Below are 21,596 nucleotides of genomic sequence, written 5' to 3'. Positions count from 1 at the left end.
CGGTTGAGGTTTGAATGGAGCGCAGTGTCGGGGTTTGCTGAGGGTGGAAAAATACAGGGATGGGCATTTGATATTTGACCTGAGAGCAAAGATCGAAATGCGGCTCTCAAGGCGTTCTTGAACTTTGCCAAGCCAAAACCGATCAGTTCCTTACAGGTTCAACCAAGGAGTTCTGCGTTTTGACCAGGTTCGGGATCGCGATTCTATTGGGGGCATTGCTGTTGTTCGGCGGCCATGCCGTGCAAGCTGCCAGCCTGCCGGGCGTTCCGGCGGCCAGTGAAGAGCCGGCCAAACCGGAGCCGATCGTGCAGGGCGGTCTGCTCGGTGCCATCAGTTCCAGCATCGACGACGTGCAGGACAAACTCGATCTCAACGAGCATCTGGTCGACGCCTGGCGCCTGCGCGCCGACCGGGCGGCGGATGAAGTCGACAGGCTGGTCAATCAGCCATCGGATCGCTCGGGGTGGAGCGTGGCCGGAGATTTCATGATGCTGTCCGGCGTGTGGCTCGGCACCTTTGCTGTGTTGACGGTGCTTGGCAGCGTTCTGGCCAAGCGGATGCGCGAGGGCCGCTGGCTGCGTACCCGCCAGCGCAGCCAGGATCTGCTCGGTTATCTGTTGCCCTACACGCTGCCCGCGCTCATCTGTCTGCCGCTGACCCTGTACGTCAGCCATTTTCTGTCGGCCTCGGTCGGTCGGGCGCTGGCGCTGTGTTTTGCCTACGCCACCAGCAGCGGGACATTTTCCACGTCGATGCTGTTGTGCGTGGTGGTGATGTTCAACACCGGCCACAAGCGACGAGCTGCGCAGATCATTCGCGACTACTGCCCGAAACCGCTGTTCCTGATCGGCTTTCTCGCCGCGTTGAGTGATGCGTTGACCAGCCCGCAGATCGCCCGGCAACTGGGCGGCAACATCACCAGCAGCATCGCGGTGTTCACCGGTCTGCTGGCGTCGATCATCTTCGGTCTGCTGGTGATTCGTTTGCGCCGGCCGGTGGCGCACCTGATCCGTAATCGCCCGCTGGCCCAACGCCTGAAACAACCGTCGCTGCAGGAATCGCTGCGGATTTTTTCCGGGCTCTGGTACTGGCCGATCGTGCTGATGGTGCTGGTCTCGGCGGTCAATCTGATCGGTATCGGCGAGGACAACCAGAAAGCCCTGCGCTGCGCGTTGCTCACCACCGTGTTGCTGATCGGCACGGTATTTCTCAGCACCGTGCTGCAACACCTGTTCAAGTCGCGCCGGGCCGAGGCGATCCAGCGTAGCAGTGCCTACAAGGAACGCTTTCTCAGCCTGTTGCACGCCTTGCTGCGGATCGTCATCGCGATTGCGTTCATCGATATCCTCGGGCGGATCTGGGGCGTGTCACTGATCGACTTCGCACAAAGCAGCACGGTCGGCCGGGCGATCAGCAACGCCTTGAGCAGCATCGGCCTGATCTTTCTCGTGACGTGGCTGTTGTGGGTAGTGCTCGACACGGCGATTCAGGAAGCGCTGAAACCGCCGGTCAGCAAACGCTCGGCGCGCCAGCCCAGCACCCGGGTGAAAACGATCCTGCCGCTGCTGCGCAACGCGATCAAAATCATCCTGGTGGTGATCTGTGCGATCACCACCATGGCCAATCTGGGGATCAACGTCGCGCCGCTGCTGGCCGGTGCCGGGGTGGTCGGTCTGGCCATCGGTTTCGGCTCGCAACAGCTGGTGCAGGACGTGATCACCGGGCTGTTCATAATCATTGAGGACACCCTGTCGATCGGTGATTGGGTGGTGCTCGATTCCGGGCATGCCGGGACAGTTGAAGGCCTGACCATTCGCACCCTGCGCCTGCGTGACGGCAAGGGCTTCGTGCACTCGGTGCCGTTCGGCCAGATCAAAGCCGTGACCAACCAATCGCGGCAGTTTGCGTTCGCGTTTTTCTCGGTGCAGTTCACCTACGACACCGATGTCGACAAGGCCATCGAGCTGATTCGTCAGGCCGGGGATTCGATTCGCGAAGACCCGTTCCTCAAGTACAACCTGCAGGGGCCGCTGGACGTGTTCGGTGTGGACAAGATGGACCTGAACGGCGTGGTGCTGACCGCGCAATTCCGCACGGTGTCGGGCGGGCAATACGCGGTGAGCCGCGCGTTCAACCAGCGTTTGAAAAAGCTTGTGGATAACAGCCCGTGGGTGCATTTCGCGCAGACTTATCCACAGCAGGTCTTGTTGCCCAGGCGACAGGAAGACGAGGCGCCAGCGGCGCATTCGTCGGTGGTGTTGCCAGCGCAATCGCCGACTCAGTAGGAGTTCTTGTGGTGCATGTACCGGCCTCTTCGCGGGCAAGCCCGCTCCCACAGGACTCGGTGTGATGCCGAAATAGCAGCCGCACCACAAACCATTGTGGGAGCGGGCTTGGTCCGGGCGGCGATCCGACGAAGAGGCCAGACCGGTTTACATCAATGCCGGATCAGTTTGCTGCGCACCTGCTCCATGGAAACCTGATCCAGTTCTACCCAGAATTGCGGCTTGCCCGCGACCTCGGCAGCGACCGGCAGGCCGTCGCGATACACCAGCCGATTGCTCGCCAGCGCCGGCACTTTCGTGCCTGGTAGCAGGGTGCCGGCGAGGTTCAGCGGATCGACCCCGCACACGGCGATCAGGCTGCCGTCAGGAGGGCGACGGCGGACTTCGCGCAGAAGCGGTATCGCCTCAGGCAGGGCGAATTGCTCGCCGGCCAGACCGCTGACAAACCGCCCGCCACGAATCTCGCCGCGCGCCTCCAGCCGATGGAACGTGCGCAGCAGTTCGCGCCAGCTGGGCAGCCAATCGGCTTCGCGTTCCAACAGACGCCAGAACACCACGCCATAGCGGCGCAACAAGGTCATGGCGATGTGTTCGAGGGCTTCGGGCGACGGCGTTTGACGGTTTTCCACCACCGGCCCGCGACGTAAAAGCGCCCAGCGACCGGCATCGTCCATGCCGCCGACAAACGCCCCGCGCCCGCGTCGACTGCTGCGTTGCTGGCGCTTGCCCGCCGGGGTGATCAGCGCTCGCAATCCGGCAAAGCTGTCGGCATTCACCAGACCGGCGCCGACCAATTCCTGCAAGGCGATTTCCAGTTCGGTGCGCAGCAGGTGCGCTTCATGAATCAGCTCATCGAAAAACAGCGCCCCATGCTGGCTGAGGGCCTCGAAGACTTTGTGCGTCTTGGGTGACAGTTCGCTGGCGGGTGTCTGCTCGGCCAGCGCACTCCATAACCCGACCTGACTGCGTGGCAGCAATACGACCGGTGTGCTGCGAAGCGCCGTTCCGCTGGTTTTCTGCCGGGCGCTGAGTCGCATCCACACCTGTTTTCCACTGCGGCACAGATCATCCAGCCAGCTCGGCGAATAATCCTTGAGCCTGGCCGGAAGAATGTCACTGTCCCACGCCGATGCCGCTGCCGGGTAGCCTTCGAACTGACCGATAATCGCCGGCAACACGGCGCTGCCCTGACCACGGGTGGACGGGGACACGTGCTGCCAGTCGAACAGAAACCGCATGAAATCCTGCAACGCCACCGGCTCGATTTCCCGGCGCAGGCGCTTGACCGTGTAGCGGTGAATTCGCGCCAGCAGATGCCGTTCGCACCATTCTTCAATCGTCAGCCCCGGGGTGAACCGACCGCGCAGCACATAGCCTTCACGTTCCAGTTGGGCGAGGGCTTGATGGACGTGTGCGGGCGGCAATGACAGCGGTTGTGCGATGGCCTCCAGTGGCAGGGGGCCGAATGCACTCAGTCGTGCGCGGATGACTTCCACCAAGGCATCGTCGGTGGTCCAGGCTTCATCGAAACCTGGCAGTGCTGGCAGTGCCGAAGACGCCTGTGGATAAAGCGCTTGCAGACAGGTCAGGCGTTCCCGCGCCAGCCACAGCGAATGCTCGGGATCGATTTGCAGTTGGCAGGCTCGCCCGGTCTCGGCCAACGCATTCAGCCAGTCGCGCCAATGCAGGTTGGCCTCGACTTCGCGGCCGCTGATGCAGGCCAGGCTCATCAGCGCTTCATGCATTTCATCGGCGCTGTTCGGCGTCGGCCACGCCTCTTCGCGCACGGCGTCGATCGCGTCGGCGTCCAGCGCGCCGAGGTCATCGGTGGATTGCGGATCGCTCCAGCGGCGATTCAGCACGGCCTGGGTCCGCCGCTCTTCCAGTGGTGCATCGTCAAGAAAGGTGTAGGGGCGGGCACTGAGGATTTCCGCCGCCAGCGGCGAGGGCGCCGGCAGGTCGCGAGCGATCAGCCGCACTTCGCCGCATTCCATGCGCCGCAGCAATTGCAGCCAGCCTTCGCAGTCCATCGCCTCGTGCAGGCAATCGTCGAGGGTCTGTTCCACCAGCGGATGCTCGGGAATTTCCCGTTCGCCGGCGAGATTTTCCAGGCAGGCGATCTGATCGGGAAACACGCTGGCGATGAGGTCTTCGCTTTTCATTCGCTGCAACTGCGGCGCGACTTTTCGCCCGCCGGCATAACGCGGCAGGGCCAGCGCCACCCCGGCATTCCAGCGCCAGCGCACACCGAACAGCGGTGCATCCAGCACCGCCTGAATCAGGATGTGCTCGGCGCTGTTGCTGTGCAGATAACGCCAGACGTCATCGAGCTCGAAACTGTGGCTGGTGGACAGCGACAGCACGATGGCGTCTTCACTGGCGGCGGCCTGCAATTCGAAGTTGAAGGTGCGACAGAAACGCTTGCGCAGGGCCAGACCCCAGGCACGGTTGATGCGGCTGCCGAACGGCGAATGGATGATCAGTTGGGTGCCGCCGGACTCGTCGAAAAACCTCTCCATCAGCAGCGTGTCCCGGGACGGCAGGGCGCCGAGGGCGAGGCGGGCGCGGGCCAGATAATCCACGAGCTGTTCGGCGCTGGCCAGGTTCAGGCCGAGGGTGTCGGTCAGCCAGTCGAGGGCAGGTTGCAGATTGCCGGGGCAGGCACTGAGCAATTGATCGAGTTGCGCGTGCAGCCGAGCCACGGCCGCCGACAGTTCATCGCTGCGCCCCGGGGCCTCGCCGAGCCAGAACGGAATGGTCGGCGGCTGGCCCTGGGCATCCTCGACCCGCACCTTGCCGGTTTCCACCCGCAGGATTCGGTAGGAAGTATTGCCGAGCTGGAACACATCACCGGCAATGCTTTCCACGGCGAAGTTTTCGTTGACGCTGCCGATGTTCAGGCTTTGGGGTTCCAGCAATACGCTGTAGTCGGCGTTGTCCGGGATGGTGCCGCCACTGGTGACCGCTGTCAGCCGCGCACCGCGCCGCCCACGCAGGGTTCGGCTCACCGCGTCGCGGTGCAGGTAGGCGCTGCGGATGCCCTGACGGCCGTTGTAACCCTCGGCGAGCATGCCCAGCAGCGCCTGATAATGTTTTTCGTCGAGGCGGGCGTAGGGCTCGGCCCGGCGGAACAGTGCGAGCAAATCGTCCTCGCCCCATTCCTGGCAACTGACCTCGGCGATGATCTGTTGCGCCAGCACGTCCAGCGGCGCTTGGGGGATGTGCAGCGTATCGAGTTCACCCCGGCGCACGCAGTCGAGCAGCGCGGCGCATTCGATCAGGTCGTCGCGGGTGGTGGCGAACAGGCGCCCCTTGGGCGTACCGCCGACCTGGTGTCCCGAGCGGCCGACCCGTTGCAGAAAACCGGCAATCGAGCGCGGCGAAGCGATCTGACACACGAGGTCGACTTCGCCGATATCGATCCCCAATTCCAGCGACGCGGTGGCGATCAGCACTTGCAGCTCGCCGCGCTTGAGCCGTTGCTCGGCGTCGAGGCGAAACTCCTTGGCCAGACTGCCGTGGTGCGCCGCCACGGCATGTTTGCCAAGGCGTTCGCTCAGATGTCGGCTCAGGCGTTCGGCCAGGCGTCGGGTGTTGACGAAAATCAGCGTGGTGCGGTGTTCACGGGCCAGCGTGGCGAGACGGTCGTAGACCAGTTCCCAGACGTCATTGGCCATTACGGCGGACAACGGCACCGGCGGTACTTCGATGCCCAGATCCCGTGGGCGCGCGTGACCGATGTCGATGATCTCGCAGGGGCGCTCATGGCCGACCAGAAACCGTGCGACCGCATCGATCGGTTTTTGCGTGGCCGACAGGCCGATGCGGGTCAGCGGTTCGGTGCACAACGCCTGCAAGCGTTCGAGACTCAAGGCCAGGTGGCTGCCACGCTTGCCGGCAGCGATGGCGTGTATTTCATCGACGATGACAGTACGCGTGGTGCCGAGCATCTTGCGGCCGGATTCGGAACCGAGCAGCACGTAGAGCGATTCCGGAGTCGTCACCAGAATGTGTGGCGCGCTCTTGCGCATGGCGGCGCGGTCTTTTTGCGGGGTGTCGCCGGTACGCACGGCGGTGGTGATTTCCAGCGCCGGCAGATCCATTTGGCGTAACTGTTCGGTGATTCCCGCCAGCGGATTCTGCAGGTTGATGCGGATGTCGTTGGACAGCGCCTTGAGCGGCGAAACGTAGACCACCAGGGTTTCGTCCGGCAGGCCGTCAGGCGTTTCCAGGCCGCGGTGGACCAGTTCGTCGAGCACCGCGAGGAACGCGGTAAGGGTCTTGCCGGAGCCGGTGGGTGCGGCGATCAGCGTCGAACGGCGCTGGCGGATCAACGGCCATGCGCGGGCCTGGGCGGCGGTGACCGTCGCAAATGTGCGGCTGAACCAGGCGCTGACGGCGGGGTGAAAGCCTGCCAGCGCCGCGTCCTTGGGGATGGGCAGATTCATGTCTGCAGTTATGCGGGTGGGCGGGCGAAGTTGCAAGTACCGCTGGAGATCTACACTTTACGGGTGACGGTTGCGCACTAAACCCGCAAAATGCAACGATTCCGGCAATTATCGACGACGCTGTACCAAACATCGTCGCCAAAGCCATCGTTCCAATCAGACTGGGCCTGCTGACTCTATGCGAATGCGCCTTATGTTACTGGGCGGCGGAAATGCCCTTGGGCAGGCGCTGATTCGCCTCGGTGCGGAGGAAGACATCGGTTTCCTCGCCCCCCGCCCTCCCGAAGACGGCTGGGATGCCGCGAGCCTGACTCAACTGCTCGACGACACTCGTCCCGATGCGTTGATCAACCTTGCCTACTATTTCGACTGGTTCCAGGCTGAGACCGTCAGTGAAAGCCGTCTGTCGGGTCAAGAACGCGCCATCGAGCGTCTGGCCGAACTGTGCCAGCACCACAATATCGTGCTGGTCCAGCCCTCCAGCTACCGGGTATTCGACGGTTCCCGCGCCACCGCCTACAGCGAAAAGGATGAACCGGTGCCGCTGGGCCTGCGTGGTCAGGCGCTGTGGCGGATCGAGCAGAGCGTGCGGGCCACTTGTCCGCAACACGTGCTGCTGCGTTTCGGCTGGTTGTTGGACGACAGCCCGGAAGGCATCCTCGGCCGCTTCCTCGCTCGTGCTGAAAAGCCGGACGAATTGCTGCTGGCCGACGACCGTCGCGGCAATCCGACCCCGGTCGACGATGCGGCCCGGGTGATCATCTCGGTACTCAAACAACTCGATTGCGCCGCGCCGCTGTGGGGCACTTACCACTACGCCGGCCATGAGGCGACCACGCCGCTGGCGCTGGGGCAGGCGATTCTCTCAGAGGCTCGCAGCCTGCATCCGCTGGCGATCGAAGAACCGACCGCCCAGGCTCACGCCGCGCGTGAGGATGCCGCCGAAGAACCGCAACACGCGGTGCTGGCCTGCAAGAAGATTCTGCACACTTTCGGGATCAAGCCGCGCGCCTGGCGTGCCGCACTCCCGGGCTTACTGGATAGGTTTTATCGTCATGGCTGAAGGCCCTGTTTTAATCACTGGCGGCGCCGGCTTCATCGGTTCGCACCTGACTGACGCGTTGCTCGCCAACGGCCATTCGGTACGGATCCTCGATGACCTGTCGACCGGCAAACGCAGCAACCTGCCGCTGGACAATCCCGAGGTCGAACTGATCGTCGGTGATGTCGCCGATGCCGCTTTGGTCGCCCGTGCGATGCAAGGTTGCAGCGCAGTCGCGCACCTGGCCGCCGTGGCCTCGGTGCAGGCGTCGGTGGATGATCCGGTGAAAACTCACCAGAGCAACTTCATCGGTACGCTCAACGTTTGCGAAGCCATGCGCGAGGCCGGCGTGAAGCGTGTGCTGTTCGCTTCCAGCGCAGCGGTCTACGGCAACAATGGCGAGGGCGAGTCGATCGACGAGGACACGCCGAAGGCGCCGTTGACACCGTACGCCTCGGACAAGCTGGCGGGCGAACATTACTTCGATTTCTACCGTCGCCAGCATGGTCTGGAACCGGCGATCTTCCGCTTCTTCAACATTTTCGGCCCGCGTCAGGATCCGTCCTCGCCATACTCCGGCGTGATCAGCATCTTCAGCGAACGCGCGCAGAAAGGTTTGCCGATCACCGTGTTCGGCGATGGCGAGCAGACCCGGGACTTCATGTACGTCGAAGACCTGGTCGATGTGCTGGTGCAGGCTCTGGAAAAGCCGCAAGTGGATGTCGGTGCGGTGAACGTCGGCTGGAATCAGGCGACCAACCTCAAGCAGATGCTGGCCGCGCTGGAAGCGGTGGTCGGTGAGCTGCCGCCGGTCAGTTATGGCCCGGCGCGTTCCGGTGACATCCGTCATTCGCGGGCGAACAACGGTCGCTTGCTCGAGCGCTTCAAGTGCCCGACGCCAACGCCGATGAGCGTTGGCCTGGCACGTCTGCTCGGCCGCTGAGCTTCTCGCAGACATGAAAAAGGCGCCTTTGACAGGCGCCTTTTTCACGGCCGGAAATCGGGTTTCAAACCGGTTTCCTGTAGCGAGGGAGCTTGCTCCCCGGTCGATGGCGTAACATCGCCGTCAGTTCTGAGTCAGCCCGCCACCAAGCCTCATTCACCACCACGTGAACGTTCTTTGATTGCTCGCTTAGAACTTGTAGCCCAGACCGACCATGTACACAAATGGATCGACGTCGACGTTCACTTTTGCGCGAGTGCCCGGGGCCACGGCGTTGTTCTCGACGGTGGCGCGGGTGTCGATGTCGATGTAGCGCACCTGGGCGTTGAGCATGATGTTGTCGGTCAGCATGTAGTCGGCGCCGACCTGCCAGGCCAGACCCCAGGAGTTTTTCGCCTTGAAGTTGCTGAAGCCGTTGGACTGGGCTTCGCTGCCGACGTGCTCGTCGTAGATCCAGGTGTAGTTGATACCGCCACCGATGTACGGCTGGAACGGCGACTTCGCGTCCAGCGGGTAGTAGACGACGCTCAGGGTTGGCGGCAGGTGTTTGAGGGTGCCGAGTTTGCCGTTGGCAGCCGGCAGGGCAGTACCCTTGAGCTTCACGTCATGCTCGAACGGCGAGGCGGCCAACAGCTCGATGCCGATGTTGTTGGTCAGCATGTAGGCGAAGTTCAGACCCAGTTGGGTGTCGCTGCTCATGGTTGCCTTGCCGCCCAGGTTGGTGCCGCTCAGCGGACCCTGATCGACCTTGACGCTGGAGCTGTCGGCCTTCGGGTTGACGGTGATCGCACCGGCACGAACGATGATGTCGCCGGCTTCGTGGGCGTGGGCGAGCGGGGCTGCGAGCGCGAGGGCAAACAGCGAAGCGCTGAGCAAGGACTTGTTCATGGAAGCTCCCAAAGGACGTTAAAAATGTTTGATGTCCTATGGTACGAATCCGTCTGATACGGTCTTTTGACTCAGCTCAATGAAACAGTGATGGCGGGTTTATTTGTGGAACCTTTGCCGGCCCCTTCGCGAGCAGGCTCGCTCCCACAGGTGAATGCATTCCAAATGTGGGAGCGGGCTTGCTCGCGAAAGCGATTGATCAACCGGTACAAAACTATCGGGATTTACTCCGGCAGTTCGTACACATAAATCTTGTCCGCTTCCATCTGATACCCGGCGTCAGCCAGTTCGCTGGTGGACGGCTTGACCTGCAACGGCCCTTCGACCCAGTACGGCTGATACAGCTCGTCGAGTTTCACGCCGACTTCGCTTTTCACGTGCACGATCTGGTTCGACGGCGGTGGCGGCACGTGGATGCAGGCGCCGAAGTACGGCACCAGCAGGAAGTCCGTGGTGCGGCCTTCCTCGCTGACTTCCAGCGGCACGATGTAGCCCGGCAGGCGGATGTTCTGACCGTCGAGGCTTTGCACCACCGGGGCGTTGGGCAGGTCTTGTTTGGCTGCTGGTGCCGACTCGGCGGACAGCGCATCGCTCATCTTCGAGAGGTCATGCAGCGGCGTCATGTTCGGCACTTCGGGCGCCGCGTCCGGCGGGATCATCTCCGACCAGGTCAGGTCTTTCGGCGCTGCTGCCCAGGCGGGCAGAGCGACGAGCAACAGCAGCGCGAGTACAGCGCGGGGCATGGTGAACATCCTCATAAACGGATCGACAGGCCATCGGCCAGGGATTGGCGATACGCGCGCCAGGCCGGCACGCTGCCCATCAGCAGCGCGGCCGCCAGAATGCCACCGAGCAGCGTCCATTCATACTCGCTTGGCCACGCCAGCGGCAGATACAACCCGTAATTGGCCTGCACATAACCCTGTGCCGCGGCGATGCCGATGTACAGCAACGCCAGTCCGGCGATCACCCCGGTCAGTGCCAGAGCAAACGCCTCCAGCACCAGCAGGCTCGCGATGTGCCACGGTCGCGCGCCCACCGAACGCAGGATCGCCATTTCGCGGCGACGCTCGTTGAGGCTGGTGAGAATCGCGGTGAGCATGCCGATCAATCCGGTGAGCACCACGAACAACGACACCACGAACAACGCTTTTTCGGCGGTGCTCATCAGGCTCCACAACTCCTGCAAGGCCACGCCCGGCAGGATTGCCAGCATCGGCTCGCCACGGAATTCGTTGATCTCCCGTTGCAGGGCAAAGGTCGAAATCTTGCTGTTGAGGCCGAGCATGAACGCGGTGATCGCTTGCGGCGTCAGGTCCATGTTGCGTGCCTGATCGGCGCTGATCCGTCCGTTGCCACGGGCCGGCACACCGTTGTGCCAGTCGATGTGGATCGCCTCCATGCCGCCGAGGCTGATGTGCAAGGTGCGGTCTACCGGCGTGCCGGTGCGCTTGAGAATGCCGACCACGGTGAACGGTTTGTCGTCGTGCTTGACCAGACTGATCGCCGCCACGCCGTGGGCGAGCACCAGTTTGTCGCCGAGCTTGTAATGCAACGCTTCGGCCACTTCGGCACCGAGCACCACTTCGAACGGATCGGTGGCGAAGGCGCGGCCGTCCGCCAGTTCCAGGTGCTGCTGGCGACCGTACTGGTAATGCTCGAAATAGGCTTCGGTGGTGCCCATCACCCGGTAGCCGCGATGGGAATCACCGAGGGACATCGGAATCGCCCACTTAACTTTCGGGTTGCTGGCGAAGTGCTCGAAGCTGTCCCAACGGATGTTGTTGGTGGCGTTGCCGATGCGAAACACCGAATACAGCAACAGGTTCACCGAACCGGAACGGGCGCCGACGATCAGGTCGGTGCCGCTGATGGTACTGGCGAAACTGGCCTTGGCTTCGGTGCGCACCCGCTCAACCGCCAGCAGCAGGCAGACGGAGAGGGCTATGGCGAACGCGGTGAGCAGGGCGGTGAAACGGCGGTTGGCGAGGCTGGCCATGGCCAGACGGAACAGATACATCTCAGACCTCGGCAGGCGTGGCGGCGCGATTGAGTTCGGCCAGGGACAGATGACGGTCGAACAGCGGCGCCAGACTCTGGTCGTGGCTGACGAACAACAGGCTCGAACCGGCCTCGCGGCACTCGGCGAACAACAGGCGAATGAAGTTTTCCCGGGCGTCGTAATCCAGTGCCGAAGTCGGTTCGTCGGCGATCACCAGTTCCGGTTGACCGATCAATGCACGCGCAGCGGCGACCCGTTGCTGCTGACCGATCGACAGCGAATCGGCGCGACGGCCAAGAATGCTTTCGTCCTTCAAACCCAGGTGGGCGAGCAGCGTCGCCGCTGCCTGATCGACGCTGCCGTGACGTTGCTTGGCACGTTCAGCACGCAGCTTTGAAAAGTGGCAGGGCAGCTCGACGTTCTCGCGCACCGAGAGAAACGGCAGCAGGTTGAACTGCTGGAAAATGTAGCCGGTGTGATCGACGCGAAAGCGATCACGGGCGCCGGCACCCAGTTCGGTCAGTTCCTGGCCGAGCAGGCGAATGCTGCCGCGACCGGGTTTCTGCACGCCGCCGAGCAGCCCGAGCAGCGTGGTCTTGCCGCTGCCGCTGGGGCCCTTGAGGAACAGGGTTTCACCCGGTTCCAGTCGAAACGCCGGGATGTCCAGCAGCGGCGGGTGACCGGGCCAGTTGAAGCCCAGGTCGGACAGTTCGATGAGTGCTTGGGTCATGGCGCCGTTCGTGATCAGAATTTCAGGGCGGCGGCCTTGGCCGTCACTTCGGTGCCTTGCTGGCCGCTCGGTCCGATCAGTTGTACCTGAATTTTCTGGGTGGCCGGGAACGTATTGAAAATATTGGCCAGATCCAGCGTATTCAACGCACCCGGCGCTGCGCAGGTGAACTGATAGTGGGCGTGGATTTCGCTGTGATCGTGGTGATGGGCGTCGCCGCCTTTGGCGTCTTCGTCGTGGTCATCATCGTCGTGATCGTCGGCATCCGGCTTGTCGCCGAACAGTGGGCTTTCCAGTTTCTGACTGACGACTTTGCAACCGGCGGCGGCCGGCAGGCTGAACAGCGCCAATGGTTTTTCCAGCTGTGCGCGGGCGGCGGCGACCTTGGCCTTGTCGGCATCGCTGGTGGCGACGTGTTCGAAGCCGACCAGGTTCATCGCCGGGCTTTCCAGCTCCAGTTCGAGTGTCTGGCCATCGAGCGCGGCGTTCAGGCGACCGACGCCATGTTCGTGGGCACCGAGGCTGCCGTGTTCATGATCGTGGTCATGTTCATCGGCAGCCTGGGCGATGGCCAGCGGCAACAGGGCAAACGGCAAAGCGAGCAGCAGACGACGCATGGCGAACTCCGGGAAGTAAAGTGAAGAGTTTGTTATGTAATCTTATAACGAAAGTGCGCAGAGTTTGCCCGCCCGCTTGGCGTTACACAAGTCCCATGGGAGCATGCAGGTCAGAAATGTGCGGGAGAAAAGCTTATGTTGCGGATACGCGGAACCGTCGGCGAATTGCCGGTGGATTTGACCCTGGAACTGGATGAAAGCGATTGGGCGCGGCTCGGTTCGCAGTTCGGTGTGCAGGTGCAGGCCAACCAGCCGCAGACAGCCGCAGCGGCGCCTGTGGCGAAACCGGTCAATCAGGATGACGCGTTGTGGCAGGTCGCCAGGGATCTGTTGCGCAAGGCCGGAAAACTCAGCGGGCCGGAGTTGCTGGATCAGCTCGAAGGGCTGACCGGCAGCGCGGCGGCGGGCAAGCGCCTGCTGGTGCGCCTGCGGCATTCGTCGGACGTGAAAGTGGCGAGCGGCGGGGATACGCCGCTCTACAGCTGGATCGAGTAAGCGCTTAGTACAGCGCGGCAAACACCTTGCGCCGGTAGGCAGTCACCAGCGGGTGATCGTTGCCCAGCAGTTCGAACACTTGCAGCAAGGTCTTGTGCGGCAGGCCTTCGCCGTAGCTGCGGTTGCGGATGAACAGCTTGAGCAACGCGTCGAGTGCTGCTTCGTATTGCTGACGGGCCAGTTGCTGGATCGCCAGTTGATACACCGCCTCATCATCCTGCGGGTTCTGCGCCAGACGGCTTTTCAGGTCGGCGGCATCCGGCAGGTCACGGGCCAGGCCGAGGAACTTGATCTGCGCCTTGGCGCCCGCCAGTGCAGCCTTGTGTTCGTCGCTCTTGACCGCGTCGAGCACGGTTTGCGCTTCGCCCAGCTCGCCGCGTTCGGTCAGGCATCGGGCGTAGAGAATCAGCGCCTTGGCGTTGGTGTTGTCTTCGTTGAGCATCACCACCAGCGCGGCTTCGGCATCGGCGTAACGGCCGTCATCGAACAGCGCCTGGGCTTGCTCGAACGGATCAGCCGCTGCCGGTGGTGGCATTTTTACGTGAGGTTCGAGCAGGGCGCGCACGGCGGATTCCGGCTGGGCCCCGGCAAAACCGTCCACCGGTTGACCGTCCTTGAACAGCACCACGGTCGGCAGGCTGCGGATGCCGAAGCGGGCGACGATGTCCTGTTCGATATCGCAATTGACCTTGGCCAGCAGCAACTCGCCCTGATAGCTCTCGGCGATCCCTTGCAGCATCGGCATCAACGCCTTGCACGGCGCACACCATTCGGCCCAGAAATCCACCAGCACCGGTTTTTGAAAGGAGGCCTCGATCACCGACTGGTCGAAGTCGGCCGTCGTGGCGTCGAAGATGTACGGCGTTTGCTGACTCATGGGGTCTCTCGTAAAAGCGTGAATGGGGCAACTATACGGTCAGGCGCGGGCCGCGTGGTAGAGGCTGACATGGCGAAACTCTTCGGGCTCGGCCAGATCCGGCAGGGTCATGGCTTCGAGCATTTCGATGCGCCGGTACAGCGGATGACGGAAATCCCGAACTCGCGAATCAGCCACCAGCGCTTCGCGGCCGCGACTGAGAAACGCGTCGAGCAGCGGCAGGTTTTCCCGGTCGTAGAGAACGTCGGCCACCAGGATCAGATCGAAGCGATCGGCCTCGGCGAAGAAGTCCGTGGAATAGCTCATCTGTACGTCATTGAGTTCGGCGTTGGCCCGGCAGGCGGCAATCGCCAGCGGGTCGAGGTCGCAGGCCACCACCTCCAGCGCCCCGGCCTTCACCGCCGCGATGCCGGCAATCCCGGAACCGGCGCCGAAATCCAGCACGCGTTTGCCTCGAACCCACTCAGGAAACTCCGCCAGATACCTCGCCACCGCCAGGCCGCTGGCCCAGCAGAAACTCCAGTACGGCGGTTCGTGCAGGATTCGCCGGGTTTCCTCCGGGCTGAACTCCCGGGCCATGTTGTCGCCGTCGATCAGCCACAGCTTCAAATCAGTGTCCGGCAGCGGGCAGGTCACCAGTCGGGCGTCGCCGAGCAACTCGCCCAACGCCTGTTGCAGGTCCAGCGGTGCATTCATGGCGCTTTGACAAATTGCATTTGGCCCAGGGCCTGGGTGGTCGGCTGGCTGATGGTCTGCGACGGCAGATGCAGGATCAACTGGCCGGACTGTGTGGCGCGGCCACGCAGTTCGACCCGCGCCCCGGCCGGGAACGCATCAGGGTTGAAGCGCAGGCGAAACGGCAGAACCTGGTTGTTGCCGATCAGGCTGGAGCTGGCGAGCAATTGTTGCGGGCGACCTTTCTCATCGATCACCAGCAGTGCCAGTTCGACTTCGGCGCCCGTCGGCACGCCTTGCAGGGTGCCGCTCAGTTCACGTTGATACGCAGGCAGCGGGCCGAGGTCGGCAGCTTCTTTGGCCTTTTTCTGCGCCTGTTGCGGCGCCGGGCCCGGCGTTGGCGGCTGCGGCTTGGGTGCATCGCTGCCGCAGGCCACCAGCAGGCTGAAAACACTGAGCAAAACGAGCGGTCGTAACGACATTGGTGGCTCCGTCAAAATGAAATCCATGGATCAAACGATCATGGCAGTCTGTATACCGCAAAGCCTATGGCTTGTCTTGCCACCGGGATGCGCTACCATGGCCCTCCCTTTTTTTGTTGCCAGCCACCATGCACTGTCCCTTCTGCGGTGCCAACGACACCAAGGTCATCGACTCGCGTCTGGTCGCCGAGGGCGAACAGGTGCGCCGCCGGCGTGAATGCCTGGCCTGCGGCGAACGTTTCACGACGTTCGAGACGGCCGAACTGGTGTTGCCGCGCCTGATCAAAACCGACGGCAGCCGCCAACCGTTCGACGAAGAAAAGCTCCGCGCCGGCATGCAGCGCGCCCTGGAGAAACGTCCGGTGAGCGTCGAGCGTCTCGAATCCTCGCTGGTCCATATCAAACACAAGCTGCGCGCCACCGGCGAGCGTGAGGTCAAATCCCTCGTGGTCGGCGAACTGGTGATGGCCGAGCTGCAAAAGCTCGATGAAGTGGCCTACATCCGTTTCGCCTCCGTGTACCGCCGCTTCCAGGACCTCAACGAATTCCGCGAAGAGATCGATCGCCTTGCCCGCGAACCGGTGAAAGAATGACCACCGCCGCCGAGCAGGCCATCCTCGACGCCCACTTCATGGCCCGGGCCCTGGAGCTGGCACGCAAGGGGCACTACACGACTCATCCCAATCCACGGGTTGGCTGCGTGATTGTGCGTGACGGGCAGATTGTCGGTGAAGGCTGGCATGAACGTGCCGGCGAACCCCATGCCGAAGTCCACGCCCTGCGCGCCGCCGGTGAACTGGCCCGGGGTGCCACGGCTTACGTGACCCTCGAACCTTGCAGCCACCACGGCCGCACACCGCCCTGCGCCGATGCGCTGGTGAATGCCGGTGTTGGCCGGGTGGTCGCGGCGATGCGCGATCCCAATCCGCAGGTCGCCGGGCGCGGTTTGCAGCGTCTGGCCGATGCCGGCATCGCCACTGAAAGCGGTGTGCTGGAAACTGAGGCGCGCAAGCTCAATCAAGGTTTTCTGAAACGCATGGAACACGGCTTGCCGTTCGTGCGGGTCAAGTTGGCCATGAGCCTCGACGGCCGCACGGCGATGGAAAGCGGCGAGAGCCAATGGATCACCGGCCCTGTCGCGCGTTCGGCGGTGCAGCGGTTGCGCGCCCAGGCCAGCGTGGTGCTGACCGGCGCCGACACGGTGCTGGCCGATGGTGCACGCCTGACCGTTCGCGGCGAAGAGCTGGGGCTGGATGCCGAACAAACCGCGCTGGCCCTGAGCCGTCCGCCGCTGCGGGTGCTGATCGACGGGCGTCTGCGAGTGCCGCTGGATGCACCGTTCTTCAAGGCCGGCCCGGCGCTGGTCGCCACCTGCGTGGCCATCGAAGAACAGTACGCCCACGGCCCGGAATGCCTGATCGTGCCGGGCGATGACGGTCAGGTCGATCTGCGCCAGTTGCTGATCGAACTGGCCAACCGTGGCGTCAACGAAGTGCTGGTCGAGGCCGGTCCGCGACTGGCCGGCGCGTTTGCCCAGCTTGGTCTGGTGGACGAGTTCGTGATCTTCATCGCCGGCAAGTTTCTCGGCTCCACGGCGCGTCCGCTGCTGGACTGGCCGCTGGCCTGTATGAAGGATGCGCCGGAGCTGAAAATCACTGAAATTCGCGCGGTTGGCGATGACTGGCGAGTCACTGCAATCCCTGTCTCATCGGCGAGCGTATAATTCCCGGCCATCGCGTTAGCGCTGGCTTCGTTCTCAAGGAGAACCCCATGTTTACCGGCATCATCGAATCCATCGGCAGTATCCGCGCACTGACCCCAAAGGGCGGTGATGTGCGGGTGCATGTCGAAACCGGCAAGCTCGACCTGAGCGACGTCAAACTCGGCGACAGCATCGCGGTCAACGGCGTGTGCCTGACCGCCGTGGAACTGCCGGGCGACGGCTTTGCCGCCGACGTCAGTCGCGAAACCCTCGACTGCACCGCCATGAATGATCTGAAAAGCGGCAGCCCGGTCAACCTGGAAAAAGCCCTGACCCCGACCACCCGTCTCGGCGGCCATCTGGTCAGCGGTCACGTCGACGGTGTCGGCGAAGTGGTTTCGCGCAGCGACAATGCCCGCGCCGTGGAATTTCGCATCCGCGCGCCGAAAGAGCTGGCCAAGTACATCGCCCACAAAGGCTCGATCACCGTCGATGGCACCAGCCTGACCGTGAACGCGGTCGATGGCGCCGAATTCCTGCTGACGATCATTCCGCACACCCTGAGCGAAACCATCATGGCGTCCTACAAGCCGGGTCGCCGGGTGAACCTGGAAGTCGACTTGCTGGCGCGTTATCTGGAGCGCCTGCTGTTGGGCGACAAGGCTGCAGAGCCGACGTCCGGTGGCATTACTGAAAGCTTTCTGGCCGCCAACGGCTACCTCAAATCCTGACTGAAGGGGGTGCCTTGTGGCGCTCAATAGCATCGAAGAACTGGTAGAAGACATCCGCCAAGGCAAGATGGTCATCCTCATGGATGACGAAGACCGCGAGAACGAAGGCGACCTGATCATGGCCGCCGAATGCTGCAAGGCCGAGCACATCAACTTCATGGCCAAGCACGCCCGTGGCCTGATTTGCATGCCGATGAGCCGTGAGCGCTGCGAAACCCTGAAGCTGCCGCTGATGGCACCGCGCAACGGTTCCGGTTTCGGCACCAAGTTCACCGTCTCGATCGAAGCGGCCGAAGGCGTGACCACCGGCATCTCCGCCGCCGACCGCGCACGCACCGTGCAAGCGGCGGCCGCGAAAGACGCGAAAGCCGAAGACATCGTCAGCCCGGGCCACATCTTCCCGTTGATGGCCCAGGCCGGCGGCACCCTGGCCCGCGCCGGCCACACCGAAGCCGCCTGCGACCTGGCGCGCATGGCCGGTTTCGAGCCGAGCGGCGTGATCTGCGAAGTGATGAACGACGACGGCACCATGTCCCGTCGCGCCGAACTGGAAGCCTTCGCGGCTGAACACAACATCAAGATCGGCACCATCGCCGACCTGATTCACTACCGGATGATCCACGAACGTACCGTTCAGCGGATTGCCGAGCAGCCACTGGACAGCGAACTGGGCCAATTCAACCTGGTGACCTATCGTGATTCCGTGGAAGGCGACGTGCACATGGCACTGACCCTGGGCACCGTTTGCGCCGAAGAGCCGACCCTGGTTCGCGTGCACAACATGGACCCGCTGCGCGACCTGTTGATGGTCAAGCAACCGGGCCGCTGGAGCCTGCGCGCCGCCATGGCTGCGGTCGCCGAGGCCGGCAGCGGTGTGGTGCTGTTGCTCGGTCACCCACTGGATGGCGACGTGCTGCTGGCGCATATCCGCGAAACCGGCGATCAGGCCGCGCCGAAAAAACCGACCACCTACAGCATCGTCGGTGCCGGTTCGCAGATCCTGCGCGACCTCGGCGTGCGCAAAATGCGCCTGATGTCGGCGCCGATGAAGTTCAATGCGATATCCGGTTTCGATCTGGAAGTTGTAGAATACGTGCCCTCCGAATAATGACCGGTTGTTTCCGGCTCCGAATTCGCGGCAAATAAATCACTGAGGGACGCGAAACAGACGCGTCCCGGCTCTTTAAGAGATCTGACGAATGACCCTGAAGACCATCGAAGGTACCTTCATCGCCCCTAAAGGCCGCTACGCTTTGGTAGTGGGCCGTTTCAACAGCTTCGTGGTTGAAAGCCTGGTCAGCGGTGCAGTTGATGCCCTGGTTCGCCACGGCGTGAGCGAAAGCGACATCACCATCATCCGCGCACCTGGCGCCTTCGAAATCCCGCTGGTTGCGCAGAAAGTCGCCCAGAAAGGCGAGTTCGCAGCAATCATCGCCCTGGGCGCGGTCATTCGTGGCGGCACTCCGCACTTCGAATACGTGGCTGGCGAGTGCACCAAGGGCCTGGCCCAGGTGTCCATGGAGTTCGGCGTACCGGTCGCTTTCGGCGTCCTGACCGTTGATTCCATCGAGCAAGCCATCGAACGTTCCGGCACCAAGGCCGGCAACAAAGGTGCTGAAGCTGCCCTGTCCGCTCTGGAAATGGTCAGCCTGCTGGCGCAGTTGGAGGCCAAGTGATTAGCGACGATAGCGATCGTTTCAACCCGCGCGATCCGAAACCTGCGGATGCCGGCAAGCCATCGAAAAGCGCCAAGCGCCGCGAAGCCCGTCAGCTCGCGACTCAGGCCCTGTATCAATGGCACATGGCCAAGGCTTCGCTGAACGAGATCGAAGCGCAGTTCCGGGTCGATAACGATTTCACCGATGTCGATGGCGCGTACTTCCGTGAAATCCTCCATGGAGTTCCGGCCAACCGTACCGAAATCGACACCGCGCTCACGCCTTGCCTGGACCTGGCGATCGAAGAGCTGGACCCGGTTGAACTGGCGGTTCTGCGCCTGTCCACCTGGGAACTGCTCAAGCGCGTCGACGTGCCGTACCGCGTTGTGATCAACGAAGGTATCGAACTGGCCAAGGTCTTCGGTTCCACCGACGGCCACAAGTTCGTCAACGGCGTGCTCGACAAGTTGGCCCCGCGCCTGCGTGAAGCTGAAGTGAAGGCGTTCAAGCGCTGATCCGCGCTTGAATACTTTTTCTCAGCCATGGGCGAGTTTGAGCTGATCCGCAATTTCTTCGCCGCCGCGCCTTGTGCGCAGGGCGGCGAGGGCGTTGCACTGGGGATCGGCGATGACTGCGCCTTGCTTGCTGTTCCTTCCGGGGAACAGCTGGCAGTTTCCACCGATACGCTGGTGGCCGGCGTGCATTTCGCCGATCCCTGTGATCCGTTTCTGCTCGGTCAGCGCTCGCTGGCCGTGGCGGTCAGCGACCTCGCTGCCATGGGCGCCACGCCCGTCGCCTTTACCCTTGCCCTGACCTTGCCGACGGTGACTGCCGATTGGCTGCAAGCCTATGCCCGCGGTTTGAACCGCATGGCGCAGAGCTGCGGCGTGGCGCTGATCGGTGGTGACACGACTCGCGGGCCGTTGAGCCTGACCGTCACCGTGTTCGGCCGCGTCCCGGCCGGCCAGGCCCTGACCCGCAGCGGCGCGCAGCCCGGCGATCTGCTGTGTGTCGGCGGTGAGCTGGGCAATGCCGCCGGGGCCTTGCCGCTGGTGCTGGGTCAGCGTGACACCGAGCCGCACATCGCCCAGCTGCTGCTCGAACATTACTGGTCGCCGCAGCCGCAGCTTGCTCTCGGTCAGGCCTTGCGGGGCAAGGCCACCTCGGCGCTGGACATTTCCGATGGCCTGCTCGCCGATTGCGGCCATATCGCACTGGCTTCGAAGGTTCGCCTCGAAGTCGAGCGCGAGCGTGTCCCGTTGTCGGAGGCACTGGTGGCGTTTCTCGGTCAGCGCGGCGCCGAGCGTGCGGCGTTGAGCGGTGGCGATGATTACGTGCTGGCCTTCACTTTGCCGTTCGTCGAGTTACCGACGTTGCTGGCCGACGGCTGGCCGGTCCATGTGATCGGGCGCGTGGCAGAGGGGCAGGGCGTGGTGCTGCTGGACCGCGAAGGGCACGACATCACCCCGCAAATCCGGGGTTATCAACATTTTCAGGAGTCACCGTGACAGATCACCCGAAACAGGTTCCCGGCGAATTCGTTCCGCCGTCGGTCTGGCGCAATCCCTGGCATTTCATTGCGTTCGGCTTCGGTTCGGGCACCTTGCCGAAAGCACCGGGCACGTGGGGCTCGTTAGTTGCGCTACCCTTTATTCCGTTGTGGCAGATGTTGCCCGATTGGGGCTATTGGCTGATGCTGGGGATCACCATGCTGTTCGGCTTCTGGCTGTGCGGCAAGGTGGCCGACGATCTGCGGGTGCATGACCATGAAGGCATCGTCTGGGACGAGATGGTCGGAATGTGGATCACCCTGTGGCTGGTACCGGAAGGCTGGTACTGGTTGCTCGCCGGGTTTTTGATGTTCCGCTTTTTCGACATCCTCAAGCCGTGGCCGATCCGCTGGATCGACCGGCATGTACATGGCGGTGTCGGCATCATGCTCGACGACGTGCTGGCGGGCGTGTTCGCCTGGCTGGCGATGCAGGGACTGGTGTGGGTTTTCGCCTGATTTCAAGGTGTGG

The 21,596-nt window shown here is 63.0% G+C and carries 21 protein-coding genes; 12 read left to right on the top strand and 9 right to left on the bottom strand.

The window, feature by feature from the left end; genetic code table 11:
• Positions 1-179 precede the first annotated feature (179 nt).
• The gene (locus C6Y56_RS25495) at positions 180-2,285 is read left to right on the top strand and encodes a mechanosensitive ion channel family protein (protein ID WP_169432115.1); all 2,106 of its coding nucleotides are present in this window, start codon (positions 180-182) and stop codon (positions 2,283-2,285) included.
• A 152-nt stretch (positions 2,286-2,437) separates the two neighbouring features.
• Here the strand turns inward: C6Y56_RS25495 and C6Y56_RS25490 are convergent, their stop codons facing one another.
• A complete protein-coding gene (locus tag C6Y56_RS25490) occupies positions 2,438-6,733 on the bottom strand; it encodes a DEAD/DEAH box helicase (protein WP_169432114.1) in 4,296 nt (1,431 codons plus the stop codon).
• Between the two features lie 178 nt (positions 6,734-6,911).
• On the opposite strand from C6Y56_RS25490, the gene C6Y56_RS25485 reads away from it, so the two are divergent.
• Positions 6,912-7,796 (top strand): sugar nucleotide-binding protein, encoded by an 885-nt coding sequence (locus C6Y56_RS25485; protein ID WP_169432113.1) that lies wholly within the window; start codon positions 6,912-6,914, stop codon positions 7,794-7,796.
• Positions 7,789-8,718: an NAD-dependent epimerase/dehydratase family protein gene (locus C6Y56_RS25480; protein WP_169432112.1), complete on the top strand. Its 930-nt coding sequence runs from the start codon at positions 7,789-7,791 to the stop codon at positions 8,716-8,718. Before C6Y56_RS25485 ends, C6Y56_RS25480 begins: the two co-directional genes overlap by 8 nt.
• Positions 8,719-8,907: 189 nt before the next feature.
• On the opposite strand, the gene C6Y56_RS25475 is transcribed toward C6Y56_RS25480, so the two are convergent.
• The 5 genes from C6Y56_RS25475 to C6Y56_RS25455 all read right to left on the bottom strand — a co-directional run bounded on the left by C6Y56_RS25475 (position 8,908) and on the right by C6Y56_RS25455 (position 12,955).
• Entirely contained in the window at positions 8,908-9,606 is a 699-nt protein-coding gene (locus C6Y56_RS25475; RefSeq protein ID WP_169432111.1) for an OmpW/AlkL family protein, read from the bottom strand.
• A 224-nt stretch (positions 9,607-9,830) separates the two neighbouring features.
• Positions 9,831-10,349 (bottom strand): DUF3299 domain-containing protein, encoded by a 519-nt coding sequence (locus C6Y56_RS25470; protein WP_169432110.1) that lies wholly within the window; start codon positions 10,347-10,349, stop codon positions 9,831-9,833.
• A gap of 11 nt (positions 10,350-10,360) precedes the next feature.
• Entirely contained in the window at positions 10,361-11,626 is a 1,266-nt protein-coding gene (locus C6Y56_RS25465) for an ABC transporter permease (RefSeq protein WP_064599744.1), read from the bottom strand.
• Position 11,627: 1 nt separating this feature from the next.
• Entirely contained in the window at positions 11,628-12,338 is a 711-nt protein-coding gene (locus tag C6Y56_RS25460) for an ABC transporter ATP-binding protein (protein ID WP_169432109.1), read from the bottom strand.
• Between the two features lie 14 nt (positions 12,339-12,352).
• Complete coding sequence (locus tag C6Y56_RS25455; protein WP_169432108.1) at positions 12,353-12,955, bottom strand: DUF2796 domain-containing protein; 603 nt, start codon at positions 12,953-12,955, stop codon at positions 12,353-12,355.
• 135 nt (positions 12,956-13,090) lie between these two features.
• On the opposite strand from C6Y56_RS25455, the gene C6Y56_RS25450 reads away from it, so the two are divergent.
• Positions 13,091-13,450 carry a hypothetical protein gene (locus C6Y56_RS25450; protein WP_169432107.1) on the top strand — a complete coding sequence of 120 codons (360 nt, stop codon included), beginning with the start codon at positions 13,091-13,093 and terminating at the stop codon, positions 13,448-13,450.
• Positions 13,451-13,454: 4 nt separating this feature from the next.
• Here C6Y56_RS25450 and trxA read toward each other — a convergent pair whose 3' ends face one another.
• Genes trxA through C6Y56_RS25435 form a run of 3 tightly spaced genes read right to left on the bottom strand, consistent with a single transcriptional unit; the run spans position 13,455 to position 15,484 of the window.
• On the bottom strand, positions 13,455-14,327 hold the full coding sequence (gene trxA / locus C6Y56_RS25445) for a thioredoxin (protein WP_065259542.1): 873 nt from the start codon (positions 14,325-14,327) through the stop codon (positions 13,455-13,457).
• Positions 14,328-14,366: 39 nt separating this feature from the next.
• Positions 14,367-15,023: a class I SAM-dependent methyltransferase gene (locus C6Y56_RS25440; protein WP_169432106.1), complete on the bottom strand. Its 657-nt coding sequence runs from the start codon at positions 15,021-15,023 to the stop codon at positions 14,367-14,369.
• Positions 15,020-15,484, bottom strand: coding sequence for a YbaY family lipoprotein (locus C6Y56_RS25435; RefSeq protein WP_169432105.1), 465 nt, complete (start codon positions 15,482-15,484; stop codon positions 15,020-15,022). Before C6Y56_RS25435 ends, C6Y56_RS25440 begins: the two co-directional genes overlap by 4 nt.
• Positions 15,485-15,612: 128 nt before the next feature.
• Here C6Y56_RS25435 and nrdR point away from each other — a divergent pair, with 128 nt between their 5' ends.
• The 8 genes from nrdR to C6Y56_RS25395 all read left to right on the top strand — a co-directional run bounded on the left by nrdR (position 15,613) and on the right by C6Y56_RS25395 (position 21,583).
• Positions 15,613-16,077 (top strand): transcriptional regulator NrdR, encoded by a 465-nt coding sequence (gene nrdR, locus C6Y56_RS25430; RefSeq protein ID WP_003228656.1) that lies wholly within the window; start codon positions 15,613-15,615, stop codon positions 16,075-16,077.
• Positions 16,074-17,207 carry a bifunctional diaminohydroxyphosphoribosylaminopyrimidine deaminase/5-amino-6-(5-phosphoribosylamino)uracil reductase RibD gene (gene ribD / locus C6Y56_RS25425; RefSeq protein WP_169432104.1) on the top strand — a complete coding sequence of 378 codons (1,134 nt, stop codon included), beginning with the start codon at positions 16,074-16,076 and terminating at the stop codon, positions 17,205-17,207. The genes nrdR and ribD overlap by 4 nt, the downstream gene beginning before the upstream one ends.
• Before the next feature lie 47 nt (positions 17,208-17,254).
• Positions 17,255-17,917, top strand: coding sequence for a riboflavin synthase (locus tag C6Y56_RS25420; RefSeq protein ID WP_085712322.1), 663 nt, complete (start codon positions 17,255-17,257; stop codon positions 17,915-17,917).
• A gap of 16 nt (positions 17,918-17,933) precedes the next feature.
• Positions 17,934-19,025, top strand: a complete 1,092-nt coding sequence (ribBA, locus tag C6Y56_RS25415; RefSeq protein ID WP_169432103.1) for a bifunctional 3,4-dihydroxy-2-butanone-4-phosphate synthase/GTP cyclohydrolase II — start codon at positions 17,934-17,936, stop codon at positions 19,023-19,025.
• Between the two features lie 91 nt (positions 19,026-19,116).
• Positions 19,117-19,593 (top strand): 6,7-dimethyl-8-ribityllumazine synthase, encoded by a 477-nt coding sequence (ribH, locus tag C6Y56_RS25410; protein WP_003228649.1) that lies wholly within the window; start codon positions 19,117-19,119, stop codon positions 19,591-19,593.
• Positions 19,590-20,090 carry a transcription antitermination factor NusB gene (gene nusB, locus C6Y56_RS25405; RefSeq protein ID WP_169432102.1) on the top strand — a complete coding sequence of 167 codons (501 nt, stop codon included), beginning with the start codon at positions 19,590-19,592 and terminating at the stop codon, positions 20,088-20,090. Before ribH ends, nusB begins: the two co-directional genes overlap by 4 nt.
• A gap of 27 nt (positions 20,091-20,117) precedes the next feature.
• The gene (gene thiL, locus C6Y56_RS25400) at positions 20,118-21,083 is read left to right on the top strand and encodes a thiamine-phosphate kinase (RefSeq protein WP_169432101.1); all 966 of its coding nucleotides are present in this window, start codon (positions 20,118-20,120) and stop codon (positions 21,081-21,083) included.
• Positions 21,080-21,583 (top strand): phosphatidylglycerophosphatase A family protein, encoded by a 504-nt coding sequence (locus C6Y56_RS25395; protein ID WP_169432100.1) that lies wholly within the window; start codon positions 21,080-21,082, stop codon positions 21,581-21,583. The genes thiL and C6Y56_RS25395 overlap by 4 nt, the downstream gene beginning before the upstream one ends.
• The last annotated feature ends 13 nt before the right edge of the window (positions 21,584-21,596 follow it).

Origin of the sequence: Pseudomonas fluorescens (assembly GCF_012974785.1) — a bacterium.
Taxonomy (GTDB): Bacteria; Pseudomonadota; Gammaproteobacteria; order Pseudomonadales; family Pseudomonadaceae; genus Aquipseudomonas; species Aquipseudomonas fluorescens_BT.
The sequence above is the reverse complement of the archived record's forward strand: the minus strand, read 5'-3'. Positions and strand labels throughout refer to the sequence as shown.

Bases quoted from the DNA above. Each gene is read 5' to 3' on its own strand.
- C6Y56_RS25450 (WP_169432107.1), top strand. From the start codon at position 13,091: ATGTTGCGGATACGCGGAACCGTCGGCGAATTGCCGGTGGATTTGACC.
- thiL (WP_169432101.1), top strand. From the start codon at position 20,118: ATGGGCGAGTTTGAGCTGATCCGCAATTTCTTCGCCGCCGCGCCTTGT.
- C6Y56_RS25485 (WP_169432113.1), top strand. From the start codon at position 6,912: ATGCGAATGCGCCTTATGTTACTGGGCGGCGGAAATGCCCTTGGGCAG.
- nrdR (WP_003228656.1), top strand. From the start codon at position 15,613: ATGCACTGTCCCTTCTGCGGTGCCAACGACACCAAGGTCATCGACTCG.
- C6Y56_RS25480 (WP_169432112.1), top strand. From the start codon at position 7,789: ATGGCTGAAGGCCCTGTTTTAATCACTGGCGGCGCCGGCTTCATCGGT.
- C6Y56_RS25455 (WP_169432108.1), bottom strand. From the start codon at position 12,955: ATGCGTCGTCTGCTGCTCGCTTTGCCGTTTGCCCTGTTGCCGCTGGCC.
- C6Y56_RS25440 (WP_169432106.1), bottom strand. From the start codon at position 15,023: ATGAATGCACCGCTGGACCTGCAACAGGCGTTGGGCGAGTTGCTCGGC.
- C6Y56_RS25490 (WP_169432114.1), bottom strand. From the start codon at position 6,733: ATGAATCTGCCCATCCCCAAGGACGCGGCGCTGGCAGGCTTTCACCCC.
- C6Y56_RS25435 (WP_169432105.1), bottom strand. From the start codon at position 15,484: ATGTCGTTACGACCGCTCGTTTTGCTCAGTGTTTTCAGCCTGCTGGTG.
- trxA (WP_065259542.1), bottom strand. From the start codon at position 14,327: ATGAGTCAGCAAACGCCGTACATCTTCGACGCCACGACGGCCGACTTC.
- C6Y56_RS25420 (WP_085712322.1), top strand. From the start codon at position 17,255: ATGTTTACCGGCATCATCGAATCCATCGGCAGTATCCGCGCACTGACC.
- C6Y56_RS25465 (WP_064599744.1), bottom strand. From the start codon at position 11,626: ATGTATCTGTTCCGTCTGGCCATGGCCAGCCTCGCCAACCGCCGTTTC.
- C6Y56_RS25470 (WP_169432110.1), bottom strand. From the start codon at position 10,349: ATGCCCCGCGCTGTACTCGCGCTGCTGTTGCTCGTCGCTCTGCCCGCC.
- ribH (WP_003228649.1), top strand. From the start codon at position 19,117: ATGACCCTGAAGACCATCGAAGGTACCTTCATCGCCCCTAAAGGCCGC.
- C6Y56_RS25460 (WP_169432109.1), bottom strand. From the start codon at position 12,338: ATGACCCAAGCACTCATCGAACTGTCCGACCTGGGCTTCAACTGGCCC.
- ribD (WP_169432104.1), top strand. From the start codon at position 16,074: ATGACCACCGCCGCCGAGCAGGCCATCCTCGACGCCCACTTCATGGCC.
- C6Y56_RS25475 (WP_169432111.1), bottom strand. From the start codon at position 9,606: ATGAACAAGTCCTTGCTCAGCGCTTCGCTGTTTGCCCTCGCGCTCGCA.